General features: G+C 62.5%; 14 protein-coding genes and 1 pseudogene. 6 read left to right on the top strand and 9 right to left on the bottom strand.

The window, feature by feature from the left end; translation table 11 throughout:
- The 3 genes and pseudogenes from CKO15_RS03515 to CKO15_RS03505 form a co-directional block, all read right to left on the bottom strand.
- Nucleotides 1–279 (bottom strand): annotated as a pseudogene (locus CKO15_RS03515) (amino-acid N-acetyltransferase); the annotation flags it as partial.
- Nucleotides 280–401: 122 nt separating this feature from the next.
- Complete coding sequence (argE, locus tag CKO15_RS03510) at nucleotides 402–1,643, bottom strand: acetylornithine deacetylase (protein WP_200192552.1); 1,242 nt, start codon at nucleotides 1,641–1,643, stop codon at nucleotides 402–404.
- 3 nt (nucleotides 1,644–1,646) lie between these two features.
- Nucleotides 1,647–2,363, bottom strand: a complete 717-nt coding sequence (locus CKO15_RS03505) for a TIGR04211 family SH3 domain-containing protein (protein WP_200192550.1) — start codon at nucleotides 2,361–2,363, stop codon at nucleotides 1,647–1,649.
- 140 nt (nucleotides 2,364–2,503) lie between these two features.
- Here CKO15_RS03505 and nadC point away from each other — a divergent pair, with 140 nt between their 5' ends.
- The 6 genes from nadC (at nucleotide 2,504) to CKO15_RS03475 (ending at nucleotide 7,537) form a co-directional block, all read left to right on the top strand.
- Complete coding sequence (gene nadC, locus CKO15_RS03500; RefSeq protein ID WP_338035984.1) at nucleotides 2,504–3,442, top strand: carboxylating nicotinate-nucleotide diphosphorylase; 939 nt, start codon at nucleotides 2,504–2,506, stop codon at nucleotides 3,440–3,442.
- 356 nt (nucleotides 3,443–3,798) lie between these two features.
- The gene (locus CKO15_RS03495; protein ID WP_200192548.1) at nucleotides 3,799–4,452 is read left to right on the top strand and encodes a hypothetical protein; all 654 of its coding nucleotides are present in this window, start codon (nucleotides 3,799–3,801) and stop codon (nucleotides 4,450–4,452) included.
- 145 nt (nucleotides 4,453–4,597) lie between these two features.
- Nucleotides 4,598–5,395, top strand: a complete 798-nt coding sequence (gene lgt / locus CKO15_RS03490; RefSeq protein ID WP_200192546.1) for a prolipoprotein diacylglyceryl transferase — start codon at nucleotides 4,598–4,600, stop codon at nucleotides 5,393–5,395.
- The gene (locus tag CKO15_RS03485) at nucleotides 5,392–6,270 is read left to right on the top strand and encodes a universal stress protein (RefSeq protein WP_200192544.1); all 879 of its coding nucleotides are present in this window, start codon (nucleotides 5,392–5,394) and stop codon (nucleotides 6,268–6,270) included. The genes lgt and CKO15_RS03485 overlap by 4 nt, the downstream gene beginning before the upstream one ends.
- A gap of 264 nt (nucleotides 6,271–6,534) precedes the next feature.
- Nucleotides 6,535–7,023, top strand: coding sequence for a hypothetical protein (locus CKO15_RS03480; protein ID WP_200192542.1), 489 nt, complete (start codon nucleotides 6,535–6,537; stop codon nucleotides 7,021–7,023).
- Nucleotides 7,024–7,048: 25 nt separating this feature from the next.
- The gene (locus CKO15_RS03475) at nucleotides 7,049–7,537 is read left to right on the top strand and encodes a hypothetical protein (RefSeq protein ID WP_200192541.1); all 489 of its coding nucleotides are present in this window, start codon (nucleotides 7,049–7,051) and stop codon (nucleotides 7,535–7,537) included.
- A gap of 234 nt (nucleotides 7,538–7,771) precedes the next feature.
- On the opposite strand, the gene mnhG is transcribed toward CKO15_RS03475, so the two are convergent.
- Genes mnhG through CKO15_RS03445 form a run of 6 tightly spaced genes read right to left on the bottom strand, consistent with a single transcriptional unit; the run spans nucleotide 7,772 to nucleotide 11,217 of the window.
- Nucleotides 7,772–8,188, bottom strand: a complete 417-nt coding sequence (gene mnhG / locus CKO15_RS03470) for a monovalent cation/H(+) antiporter subunit G (RefSeq protein ID WP_420842111.1) — start codon at nucleotides 8,186–8,188, stop codon at nucleotides 7,772–7,774.
- On the bottom strand, nucleotides 8,181–8,453 hold the full coding sequence (locus CKO15_RS03465) for an MrpF/PhaF family protein (RefSeq protein WP_200192539.1): 273 nt from the start codon (nucleotides 8,451–8,453) through the stop codon (nucleotides 8,181–8,183). The genes mnhG and CKO15_RS03465 overlap by 8 nt, the downstream gene beginning before the upstream one ends.
- Nucleotides 8,453–8,926 (bottom strand): Na+/H+ antiporter subunit E, encoded by a 474-nt coding sequence (locus tag CKO15_RS03460; protein ID WP_200192537.1) that lies wholly within the window; start codon nucleotides 8,924–8,926, stop codon nucleotides 8,453–8,455. The genes CKO15_RS03465 and CKO15_RS03460 overlap by 1 nt, the downstream gene beginning before the upstream one ends.
- The gene (locus tag CKO15_RS03455; protein ID WP_200192535.1) at nucleotides 8,923–10,443 is read right to left on the bottom strand and encodes a Na+/H+ antiporter subunit D; all 1,521 of its coding nucleotides are present in this window, start codon (nucleotides 10,441–10,443) and stop codon (nucleotides 8,923–8,925) included. Before CKO15_RS03455 ends, CKO15_RS03460 begins: the two co-directional genes overlap by 4 nt.
- Nucleotides 10,440–10,787, bottom strand: coding sequence for a Na+/H+ antiporter subunit C (locus tag CKO15_RS03450; RefSeq protein ID WP_200192533.1), 348 nt, complete (start codon nucleotides 10,785–10,787; stop codon nucleotides 10,440–10,442). The genes CKO15_RS03455 and CKO15_RS03450 overlap by 4 nt, the downstream gene beginning before the upstream one ends.
- Nucleotides 10,788–10,791: 4 nt before the next feature.
- The gene (locus tag CKO15_RS03445) at nucleotides 10,792–11,217 is read right to left on the bottom strand and encodes a Na+/H+ antiporter subunit B (protein ID WP_200192564.1); all 426 of its coding nucleotides are present in this window, start codon (nucleotides 11,215–11,217) and stop codon (nucleotides 10,792–10,794) included.
- Nucleotides 11,218–11,283 lie beyond the last annotated feature (66 nt).

The following is an 11,283-nucleotide window of genomic DNA, read 5'->3' as shown; positions in this document are numbered from 1 at the left end:
GGTGGAGGGGGTGGAGGGGACGGAGGCGTAGTGGGCGGTCAGGCCGCGTTGCCGCAGGCGCTCTTCGACTTGAGAGCGAGCGCCAGGCACCAAGACTAGGCGCACGCCGAGACTGGTGAGGAGGGCCAGATCGTGAACCAGTCCGTCGAGGGCTGGGGGATACAACGCACTCCCGGGAAAGTGGATCACGAAGGTGCGGCCACGATGGGCATTGATATAAGGGGCGGCGTGGCGTAGCCAGTCGACGAAGTCAGCGGAGTGGAGATCGGTGATGCGCATGGCGGTAGGTAGCTAGCGGTTGAGTGGAATGGAGTCGAGTGGCGTCGAGTGGTGTGGCGTCGGGCTTGGCAAATCCCGGGGCTCCCGGGCTAACCCTCGTCTACCATCTAGGCAGGGAGCCATCACAGGCAGAAGCGACGGATCATAGCGCGCAGCCACTCGAGTGTTGGCTGGAGGCGAGCGCACTCGATGTACTCATCGGGCTGGTGGGCGCAGCCGATATCACCAGGCCCGAGCACTACGCTCTCCATGCCCATCTGCACGAAGTAGGGCGCCTCGGTGGCAAAGGCCGCGGCCGTCGCCGGCTCTCCGGTCCAGCGTACCGCCTCTGCGACCAGCGCGCTCGTTGCCGGGGTGGCCAGCGCCGGTTGCGGCTCGACGAGTGAGCGCAGCGAGCAGTAAGGCGCATCGCTGCCGAGTGCCGCCTGCAGGCGCTCACTGAGCTCGGCGCGCAGCGCGGCCGGTGCCATTCCGGGGAGGGGGCGCAGATCGAAGTGCAGCTCGGCGGCGCTGCAGATCCGGTTCGGATTGTCGCCGCCGTGGATGCGCCCCAGGTTGAGGGTCGGGTAAGGCACGCCAAAGCGCTCGTCGCGGTGGCGCTCTGCGAGCTCATCGCGCCAGCGCAGCAGCTCGGTGAGCACGCGGGTCATGATCTCCAGGGCGTTGCGCCCGAGCCGTGGGTCGCTCGAGTGGCCCGCGCGCCCCTCGATATGCACCGCCTCCATCATCATGCCCTTGTGCAGATGAACCGGGCGGTTGCTGGTCGGCTCGCCGATAATCGCCCGGCCGATGCCGATCCCCTCCGGGTAGGCAGCGACCAGCGCGCGTGCGCCGTCCATGCCGCTCTCCTCGTCGGCGGTGGCGATCAGGGCGAGCGGGGCGCGCAGTTGGCGTCGGTCGAGGTCGCGGACGGCGGCGACGGCGAGTGCTAAAAAGCCCTTCATATCGCAACTGCCGAGCCCGTAGAGACGGCCGTCGCGCTCGCTGAGGCGAAAGGGGTCGCTCGACCAGCGCGCTGCATCGTAGGGGACGGTGTCGGTATGGCCGCACAGCGCTAAGCCGCCGGGTGCGGGGTGCGCGGTGGCGGGAGCGGTTTTGGAGGCAGCGGCAGTTGTTGCCGAGGCTGCGTTGTCCCCCCCGCAGGCCGAGCGAGCCGGTTGCAGTATGGCGATCAAGTTCGCTTTGTCCGCTTGCTCGGGGAGCGGTTCGACCCGACACTCAAAGCCGAGCGGTTCGAGCCAGTCGCACAGCCGCTCAACCACCCCGAGGTTGCTCTGATCCCAAATCGGATCGACGCTGCTGACCGAGGGCTCGGCAACCAGCTCGGCGATAAGCTGGGCTAACTCCGGCAGGTCACGGCTCATAGTTTAGAGCGAGTCGCCCCAGCTCCTACGCCGTGGGCGCAGACGCGGCAGCACCAAGCCGAGGAGCAGCCCAACACCTAAAACGCCCGCCCCGGCGAGGAACCAGTCGCGTTGACCGCGCTCGGTGAGCTCGCGGTTGCGCTCTTCCAGCGCCTCGGTGCGATCGAGCAAGACCCGCATCCGCTCGCGCAGGCGTTCGTTGACTTGGACCAGTTCGTAACCGTCGCTAGCCGCCTCCAGGTGGCGCTCGAGTTCGGCGATTTGGGTGTGGGCCTCCTCAAGCTCGTCGTGTAAAGCGGCCTTGGCCGATTCGGTCTCGCCGAGCTCCGATTCCAGCTCGGCGACCCGCGACTCGGCGGTCTCAAGTGTCGACTCGACCTCACCGATGCGCGTGCGTGCCGGCGGTTCGTTGACTAGATACTGCCGCTCGATCCACCCCTCCCGGTCGTTGTGGACGACGCGCAGCCACTGTTGCACGGCGCTATCGCCGAACTGCTCGCGGTCTTGCTCGCGTGTGGCGCGAACCTGGACTTCGGTGCCGGTGCTCAAAAAGCGCACAATCGAGTGGCGATTGGTCGGACCGGTTCGCATCGGTACGTGGACCTGATCGTTGACGTAGTGGGTTCCGGTCTGTGCCGCGGCGGGGGCGAATAGGCCGCTGCTGCCGAAGAGCAGGACCAGGGTACAGGCAAAGGCTGGTAAGATATGGGACGTGCGCACCGTTCTGGACTCCCGGTTGAGTTGCCGCTCTGCTTAGTCTACCAAATCGTGCCGCCGAGCTGCGCGCAAAAGAGAAGTAAGGCCAATAACAAGAATCGACAACGAGAAGCGCACAACAATACAACGAGAGATGCTTACGGATGATGAACGAGCCGATTGCAGCGAACCTAACAGATGTGCCCCATGTGCCCCATGTGCCCCATGTGCCCCATGTCCCCCTACCGGCACGATCGGTCATTGAGGCCGATGTTCGTGCGGCCCTTGAAGAGGACATCGGCGCCGGCGACCTCACCGCCGGGTTGGTGCCCGAGAGCCGGCTTGCCGAGGCGGTGGTAGTGGTTCGCGAGGCGGCGGTGGTCTGCGGCGGCCCCTGGCTCGATGAGGTCTATCGCCAGCTCGATCGCCGCGTCATGGTGCGCTGGGAGTGCAGTGAGGGCGAGTGGATTGAGCCGGGAGCGGTCCTCTGCCGCCTGCGCGGGCCGACGCGGGCCTTGCTGAGCGGGGAGCGCATCGCCCTCAACTTCCTCCAGCTGCTCTGCGGCACGGCGACGAGTGCGCGCCTCTTCGCCGACGCCGTCGCCGGTACTCAGGCGATCGTTCTCGATACCCGCAAGACCCTGCCGGGGCTGCGGGCCGCGCAGAAGTACGCAACGCGCTGTGGGGGTGTCACCAACCACCGCTTCGGCCTCTTCGACGCCTACCTGATCAAGGAGAACCATATCATTGTCTGCGGTGGTTTGACGACGGCGGTCGAGTTGGCGCGGATGCGCGCGACGGGAGCACCGGTCACGGTCGAGATCGAGCACCTTGAGCAGCTTGAGCAGGCGATTGTCGCCGGCGCTGATGTCGTTATGCTCGATAATTTTGCCCCGCAGCAGATCGAGCAGGCGGTCGCCCAAGCCGCTGGGCGCGTTGCCCTGGAGGTCTCCGGTGGGATTGATATCGCACAGGTGCGGCGACTGGCCGAGACGGGGGTTGATCGGATCTCCGTTGGGGCGCTCACCAAGCACGTGCAGGCGGTTGATTTGTCGATGCGATTGAGTGAGGCGCAAAGCGGTGTTGGCCGGTTGGCGGGGTAGGCCTTGGCCGTCTCCGAGCGGGTCGATGATTCGCCCATAAGCGTTGTTCGGGAAAAGACCTCGATTCGGGTGCTGACCCTGGACGTTTGGTCAAATTTCGGTAACACTTCGGGGGTGGAAAGCCGCTTGAAAGTGTGTGTGGCGCTTTGACCTCACTTCTCCTGGTTTTTCAGAAGTGGAAGGGGAAAGAGCGGAGCAGGCCCTCCTATAAGGGGGGGGGCGCTGGAGGTGACGAAGTGGCGCTGGGATGCTCTCGGTGTCGCGTTTGGGTCAAGTCTCGGCGCGTCGTAGCGTGGCCGTGGAGTGTGACGCTTTCGTAATTGCTGTTCTAAAGAGAGCTTAGGGAGGGTAACGTGATGAGAAAGACGATTGGCGGGCTGCTGACTGCCGGGTTGCTGGTGCCGGGAGTCGTTGGCGCCGAGGGCTTGGGTGCGGATACCGGTGGTGCGTTGAGTTACAGCTATGTCGATGGCGGCCTCGCCTTCTATCCGAGTGTTGATCGTCAGGATCTTGTCGGTGTGAATGTTACGGGTTCTTATGCCATTACCCCGGATATCTTCGCCTTCGGTGGCTTTACCTATTTGACCGATGACTTTGATTATACGGCCGCCTACGGTGGTGGCGCCTACCGCTTTGAGGTGATGCCGGATTTCGATGTCTACGGTGGTCTGTCGCTGGAGTATCAGAAGGTCGAGGGGGAGGATCGGTGGAGAGTAGGAGGAAGCTATGAATGGGTCGATGGTGAGTGGCGGATGCGTGGCGGTGAAACCCGGAGGGTAACGTGGTCTGAAGACGACATCTCCCTCGGTATCCGTGGTGGTGCGCGATACCTGATCAATGATGCCTTCGAGGTCGGTGGCCAGGCGCGGATCGTCACGGGTGACTGGGACTACTTCGGTTTCAACGCCTACGGCCAGTACCACATGACCTCGAACCTTGGGGTAGTGGGCGAACTGGACATCTGGGACGGCGATTTGGGTATTATCGCCCGCGCCCGTTACAACTTCTAAGTTGTTGGGGCGAGTCGTAGAGCCACGGTGCTGAGTCTGCTCCGTGGTCTCAGGTTCCGCGGTGCGGTGGGGCTTTCACGCCTCCCCGCGCCGTTTGTGTCTCGATTTGTATAGGGCAGTCTCGCGCTGTTAGCCTATAGCCGCCATGTTCGTCTACCCCGATATTGATCCCGTCGCCCTCCAGGTCGGCCCTGTGGCCATCCACTGGTACGGGCTCATGTACATCGTCGGCTTTGCCATTGCCTGGGGGCTTGGGCGGTGGCGGGCGGCGCGTCCCGATAGCCCGATCTCCCCGCGCCAGCTCGACGATCTGATCTTCTTCGGGGCCATCGGCGTGATCGTGGGGGCACGGGTCGGCTACCACCTCTTCTACAACTTCTCCGGTTTCATTCAAGATCCGCTGGTGCTGATGCGCCTCTGGGAGGGTGGGATGTCCTTCCACGGTGGGCTGCTCGGCGTCGTTATCGTGCTGGTTGTCTACGCCTGGCGGTTGCGCATCGACCTGCTGCGTTTGGCCGACTTTGGGGCGCCGTTGGTGCCGCTGGGGATCGGCTGCGGGCGGATCGGCAACTTCATCAACGGTGAGTTGTGGGGCCGGGTCTCCGAGGTGCCGTGGGCGATGGTCTACCCGCCGTTGGGTCCGGAGCCGCGCCACCCGTCGCAGCTCTATCAGTTGGGCCTGGAGGGCGTTGCCCTCTTCGCGCTGCTGTGGTGGTTTTCGGCCAAACCGCGGCCGCGCGGGTCGGTGGCCGGGCTCTTCTTGGTCGGTTACGGGCTCTTCCGCGCCTTTGTCGAGTTTTTCCGTATGCCGGATGCCCATATCGGCTATCTGGCCCTGGGCTGGGTTACGATGGGGCAGCTGCTTAGCTTGCCGATGATCCTGGCTGGCCTTGGTCTCATGTGGTGGGGGTATCGCCACCATTCACAGCAGGAGCGCGCATGATCAACAAGATCCTCTTCGCCAGTGACCTCTCGCAGCGGGCAGAGCGTGCCGGCTATCGGGCAGCGCAGTTGGCCGAGCAGTTCGATGCCGAGCTGTTGGCGATGCACGTCATTGAACGCGATTTTCCAGGCCTTTCCTCACCCTTTAGCGCCGCCCCCGATCCGACTGCACTGCTCAGCGCCCTTGCCGAACAGAGACTGCAGGAGAGCACTCCGGGGCGGCGGGCGGTGCCGCAGGTGGTTGTCGGCGATACCGTCGGGGAGTTGGTACGGGCGGCCGATGAGCAAGATGGCGGCGTCGATCTTGTCGTCCTCGGTGCGCACGGCCAGCAGCACGTTAAAGAGTGGCTGCTGGGGACGACGACCGAACACCTGGTGCGCCACTCGACGCGGCCGACCCTGGTCGTCCGCGGGGCGGGCGGGGAGAGACCCTACCAGCGCATCGCGGTCGCCGTCGACTTCTCCGAGTGTTCACGCGAGGCGCTGCGCTGCGCCGTGGCGTGGTTCCCCGAGGCCGAGTTCTATGTGCTGCACGTCCTTGAGACCGAGGCGTTGGATCGGATGCGCGCAGCCGGTGTCAGCGAAGACCGTGTCGATCAACACTATCGCGAACTCTTCAACGAGACGCAGCAGACGCTGACCGACTTCGTCGCCGAGGCGATCGACCCGACGGCCGAGTTGATGCACCGGTTCCATCTTGAGGTTCACGCCGGCCATCCGGCGACCATCACCCGCGGCGCCTTAGAAGGGCTGCAGCCCGATCTGGTGGTGCTCGGCAATCACGGCCGCGGCCGCTGGGGGAATGTCCTACTCGGCAGTCTTGCAAGTCGTCTGTTGCGCGAACTCGAACAAGATATCTTAATGGTCCGTGACTGACCGACTGCCTACACAAAGACAAAGCTAGCCTCTTTTGGCGGGGTAGGGAAGTGGTGCTGGACGTGGAGGCCAGGGCCGTGTGATGCCGCGCGCAACTGCCCCACTTGGAGAGTAAGCACTTGCTGGACTTTCCGTCATCTTTTGGTAACTTTGGCATGTCGATCAAGTCTGTGGCGAGATGCGGACTGGGTGACGCTTTGTTCGGAGCTTCAGCGCAGGGGGGACTGCGCATCCTCCAGAGTAATCACTTTATGGGGATATATAATGAAAAAATCGACTGCGGTTTGTGTTGTGGCTGTAGCGTTGGGGGGGGCGATTGCAGCAACTCCTGCGCTCGCTAGCAACAACTTTTATATTAATTTTGCCCATACTCCAGTGTACTTAACAGACTCTGACAACGGCGATACGTATGGGAACGCAATTGAATTTGGTGTCTTCCTAGAGCGGCATACCCGGCTGGGCGTTTACTATGAACAGATGAACGTCGAGGATGCAGCGGATCCTAATATCACAGGTTTGGCTGCTGAGCGTGCCTTACTGAGGCAGGGTAATTTTACTGCGGCCAGTGGTGTCATGATTGGCAACGATGGTAACAACGATATGGCTGCTGATATTTATGGCCGATTTACGCTAGCAGCTACAGATCACACCAATATGTATGCTCGCCTCGCTTACCGCACTCTACCGCAGAGTACTGCAGCCGATAACCTTAATGGTATTGCGCTCTCTATCGGTTTTGGTATTAATTTCTGAGGCTTTATTGCGAGGAGTGTCATACATGATCAATCAAAGTAGGGCTGCAGTCGCAGGTTTGATTTTGGGCGGGGTGTTCCTTTGTAGTCAGGCGGTTGCCAGCGACAAGACCTTCTATTTCAACTACAGCCACACTCCAGTCTTTCTGACCGATTCGGCTAATGGCGATATCTACGGGAACGCTTTTGAGTTTGGGGTTGCTATCGACAGCAATTTGCGCGCTGGTGTCTACCATGAAGATGTCAGCACAGAGAACATAGGCAACCTTGGTGTGCGTGGGATCAGCGCTGAGTATCATCTAGGTCGGAACCAGTTTGCCGCAGGAGCTGGGTTTATGATCGGTAATGAAGGGAGCAATATGGTCGCCGACATTTTTGGTCGCTTCATACTTCTCGCTTCCGACAACGCCAACATGAATGCCCGCCTGGCGTATCGCAGCGCGCCGGATACTGACGCCGGAGCTGGGGATATGAATGGTGTTGCCCTCTCCGTTGGCTTTGGACTCACTTTCTAGCGGTTTTTGGTCAGAAAGCCCCTGTTTGCTTCCCCGCCCATTTGGGCGGGGAGGGCAGTCGGTACCTCGAAAAGCACCGTCCTCAGTCCGGGAAACGCCTGATAGGACGGAATGAGTCGCGGCTGAAGCTTTTCAAGACTTCCAGCCGCCATGTGTTTCGTGTTAGGAGCAGCTAGGCGTTGCTTTAGGGCTTGAGGGCTTTAGGATTCCACCCTCAGATTCCCCCCCCCAGTCTTAGGCGTCACGCCCCCGTTGCTTGCCGCCGCTCTCCGCCGCCTGTTTGGTCAGGCCGCTTCTCAGTACGTGACTCTCAGGATCGTAGCGATCGCGCAGTTCGTCCTTGACCGTGCCTTCCCACAGCGGTACGCCGACAAAGTAGCCGGCCCGGCCGATGAGGTGGGCGGCGACCGGGGCGGTCAGCACGATAAAGACAATGACCGCAGCGGCGCGCGCCGTTACGCTGATACAGGCAAAGTGCAGGGCGACGGCGGCGATGGTCAGGGCCGCGCCGAGGGCACCGGCCTTGGTGGTGGCGTGTAGGCGGGTGGGCAGATCGGGGAGGCGCACGGCGCCGATCGCCGCAATCAGCATCAAGCCGCCGCCGAGTAGCAGCATCAGCGCGGTCAGGCCTTCAAGCAGCCACTCAGTCATCGCGCGGCCCTCCCTTTTCCAGATAGCGAGCGAACCCAACCGCTGCCATAAAGGCCAGCAGCGCCATGACGATGGCGACGTCGATAAAGTCGTCGACGCCGGTGTGAATCGAGTAGGCGGCGATAAAGCCGACGACCAGCGAGGCGATCAACTCCAGGGCGACGACGCGATTCGGCAGCATCGGCCCCTTGATCAGGCGCACCAAGGCCAGAATCAGGGCGACCGAGAGCATTGCGAAGACCAGATAGGTGGCGATCTCGACCATCAGCGCATCACCTCCAGTACCCGCCGCTCAAGATCTTTGATCGACTCTAGCAGTTCAACTTCGTCATCGAGATACATGGCGTGGATGTAGAGCACCTGGCGGTCGGTGGAGACGTCGAGCGACAGCGTTCCCGGGGTCAGGCTGATCAGATTGGCCAAGACGGTGATCTCGCCGTCGGTCTTCGCCTCCAGCGGAATGGCGATGACCCCGGGGCGCATTTGCCACTCGGGGGTTACGACGTCGTGGGCAACGCGGGCGTTGGCCTTGATCATCTCCCAAGCGTAGAAGAAGAGAAAGCCGATAAAGCGTGGGACCCGCTGGGCGTAGCCGTGGAGGGCTGGGAATTGGCGCTGCATCAGGGCAATCGCAGCGTAGCCGAGGACAAAGCCGAACAGGGCGTTGGTCGCCGACAGATTCGCTGTCAGCACCACCCAGACCATGGCCAGCACGACGTTCCAGGCGAATGGAATCACGACGAGCCCTCCCCTAGGACGGCATCGATATAGATCTGCGGATCGAGCAGCTGCTTCGCCGAGGCCTCGGCGAGTTCATAGAGCGGCTGCGCGTAGAGCCCGATAAAGAGGGTCAGCGCCGCTAGGCCGACGATCGGCAGATAGAGCTTCCACAGATCGCGGTCGGGGCTCGCACCGGTGAGGGCGGCGACATCGCGCTCCGGGACGTGCTCCGGCGTACCGTGCCAGAACGCCTCCCCCCAGATCTTGATCATCGAGTAGAGCGTCAGCAAGCCAGTCAACAGGGCGATAAAGACAATCCCCCACGAGGCCTCTTCGACGCCGGCGCGAATGACCAAGAATTTGGCCAAGAAGCCGGAGAGCGGCGGCAGCCCGGCCAGCGAGAGGGCCGGCACCAGGAAGAGGAAGCCGAGGAAGGGGCGGTGCTTGTAGAGCCCGCCGAGATCACGCAACTCGTAGCTCCCCAACAGCCGATAGGCGGCACCGGCGACCAAGAAGAGGTTGGTTTTGACGATGATGTGGTGGGCGATGTAGAAGACCCCACCGACCAGCGCCAGCGGCGTAAAGAGCGCTAGCCCCATGATCATGTAGCCGATCTGACTGATGATATGGAACGAGAGGATGCGGCGCACCTCAAACTGAGCCGCCGCCCCGAGCACCCCGGTAAGCATGGTCAGACCGGCGCCCCAGAGCAAGATCTCGTGGGTAAAGTCGACCTCGTGGGTGAAGATCAGGGTAAAGACCCGGTAGAGGGCATAGACCCCGACCTTGGTCAGCAGCCCAGCGAAGAGGGCGGAGACCGCGACCGGCGGGGTGTGGTAGCTCGCCGGCAGCCAGAAGAAGAGCGGGAAGGCGGCCGCCTTGATGCCGAACGAGACCATGTACATCACGGCCAGGACGGTCACCAAGCCTGGCTGATCGACATCGGCGAGCTTAACGGCGATGTCGGCCATGTTGAGGGTGCCGACCAAGCCGTAGGTGATGCCGACCGCCGAGAGGAAGAGCATCGACGAGAAGAGGTTGAGGGTGACGTACTTGATCGCCCCCTCCATCTGCGCCCGCTCCCCGCCGAGGATCAGCAGCGCAAAGGAGGCGAGCAGCATCACCTCAAACCAGACGTAGAGGTTGAAGATGTCGCCGGTCAAGAAGGCGCCGGCGACACCGGCGAGGAGCAGGTGGAGCAGCGGCCAGTGGCCGAAGTGCTCGTGGCCGCGCGGCGTCGTCGCCGTTGAGTAGACCGCGGTGGCAAAGCCCATGATGCCGGTGAGCACGGCCATGATGGCGCCGAGCAGGTCGGCGACCAGGGTGATGCCGAAGGGCGCTTCCCAGTCACCCATGTGCATCACCACCACGCCTTCGTGCCAGACCGTGTGGAGCAGCCACAGGGTGCTCGCCAGCAAGGCACCGGTGCCGATGACACCGAGCCAGCGCTGAGCGGCCACGTGGCGATGCAGGGCCAGCGAAATGGCCCCCATCAGCAGTGGTAGCAGAACGGGAATGGCGACTTGCGGCATCACGTGTCCGTATCCTTCATCTGATCCAGATCGTCCGCCTGCACCACTTGGTACGCCTTATTGATCAAGACTAAGGCGAACGACAAGACGCCGAAGGCGATGACGATAGCGGTGAGAATCAGCGCCTGCGGCAGCGGGTCGGCGACAACCCCGAGCGGTCCCTCGGCATCGAGTGGAATCAACGGGGGCGCTCCGCGCTCTAGTCCAGCCGCCGTAAAAAAGAGGAGGTTGGCGGCGTTCGAGAGAAGGATCAGGCCGATAATCAGCTTCACGATCGACCGGCGCAACATCATATAGAGTGCGGTTGCGAACATGACCCCTACGAGTATGGCCATCAACGGTTCCATCGGCCTACTCCTCCGCTTCCGCCAGGAAAATGGCGATGGTCAAGACCGAACCGACCACCGTGAGATAGACCCCGATATCGAAGATCAGCGGCGTGTTGATGCTCACCGGCCCGATCAGCGGCAGCTCGGGATACCACCACAGCCCAGTAAAGAAGGGCAGTCCGAAGAAGATCGGCGGCACCGCAGCCAAGGTGCCGATGACCAGGCCGACTCCGGCGATCGTCCGCGGATCGACGCGCAACAGCCGCTGTGCCGCCGGCACTCCGTAGGCGAAGAGGTAGAGGATAAAGGCAGCCGCGGCGATCAGCCCGGCGATAAAGCCCCCGCCTGGCAAGTCGTGGCCGCGCAGCAGCATAAAGACCGAAAAGAGCAGCTGGAGCGGGAGCAGTACCCGCGCCATGGTCGAGAGGATCAGTGAGTTGGCTTGGATCATGACTCTTGCCTCTCCCCCTCTGCGCGCTCGGCTGAATCCCCCGTTGTTTGCTCTTGGGCGCGC

The sequence above is a fragment of the Halorhodospira abdelmalekii genome, assembly GCF_016583625.1.
GTDB classification, from domain to species: Bacteria; Pseudomonadota; Gammaproteobacteria; order Nitrococcales; family Halorhodospiraceae; genus Halorhodospira; species Halorhodospira abdelmalekii.
Note: the sequence above shows the minus strand (reverse complement) of the source record. Positions and strands in the feature narration are given on the sequence as shown.

What these genes read in the sequence shown, in the direction of transcription:
- argE (WP_200192552.1), bottom strand. Translation starts at nt 1,643, where the DNA reads ATGAGCCGTGACCTGCCGGAGTTAGCCCAGCTTATCGCCGAGCTGGTT.
- CKO15_RS03475 (WP_200192541.1), top strand. Translation starts at nt 7,049, where the DNA reads ATGATCAATCAAAGTAGGGCTGCAGTCGCAGGTTTGATTTTGGGCGGG.
- mnhG (WP_420842111.1), bottom strand. Translation starts at nt 8,188, where the DNA reads ATGACTGAGTGGCTGCTTGAAGGCCTGACCGCGCTGATGCTGCTACTC.
- CKO15_RS03495 (WP_200192548.1), top strand. Translation starts at nt 3,799, where the DNA reads ATGAGAAAGACGATTGGCGGGCTGCTGACTGCCGGGTTGCTGGTGCCG.
- CKO15_RS03450 (WP_200192533.1), bottom strand. Translation starts at nt 10,787, where the DNA reads ATGGAACCGTTGATGGCCATACTCGTAGGGGTCATGTTCGCAACCGCA.
- lgt (WP_200192546.1), top strand. Translation starts at nt 4,598, where the DNA reads ATGTTCGTCTACCCCGATATTGATCCCGTCGCCCTCCAGGTCGGCCCT.
- CKO15_RS03485 (WP_200192544.1), top strand. Translation starts at nt 5,392, where the DNA reads ATGATCAACAAGATCCTCTTCGCCAGTGACCTCTCGCAGCGGGCAGAG.
- CKO15_RS03465 (WP_200192539.1), bottom strand. Translation starts at nt 8,453, where the DNA reads ATGGTCGAGATCGCCACCTATCTGGTCTTCGCAATGCTCTCGGTCGCC.
- CKO15_RS03480 (WP_200192542.1), top strand. Translation starts at nt 6,535, where the DNA reads ATGAAAAAATCGACTGCGGTTTGTGTTGTGGCTGTAGCGTTGGGGGGG.
- nadC (WP_338035984.1), top strand. Translation starts at nt 2,504, where the DNA reads ATGATGAACGAGCCGATTGCAGCGAACCTAACAGATGTGCCCCATGTG.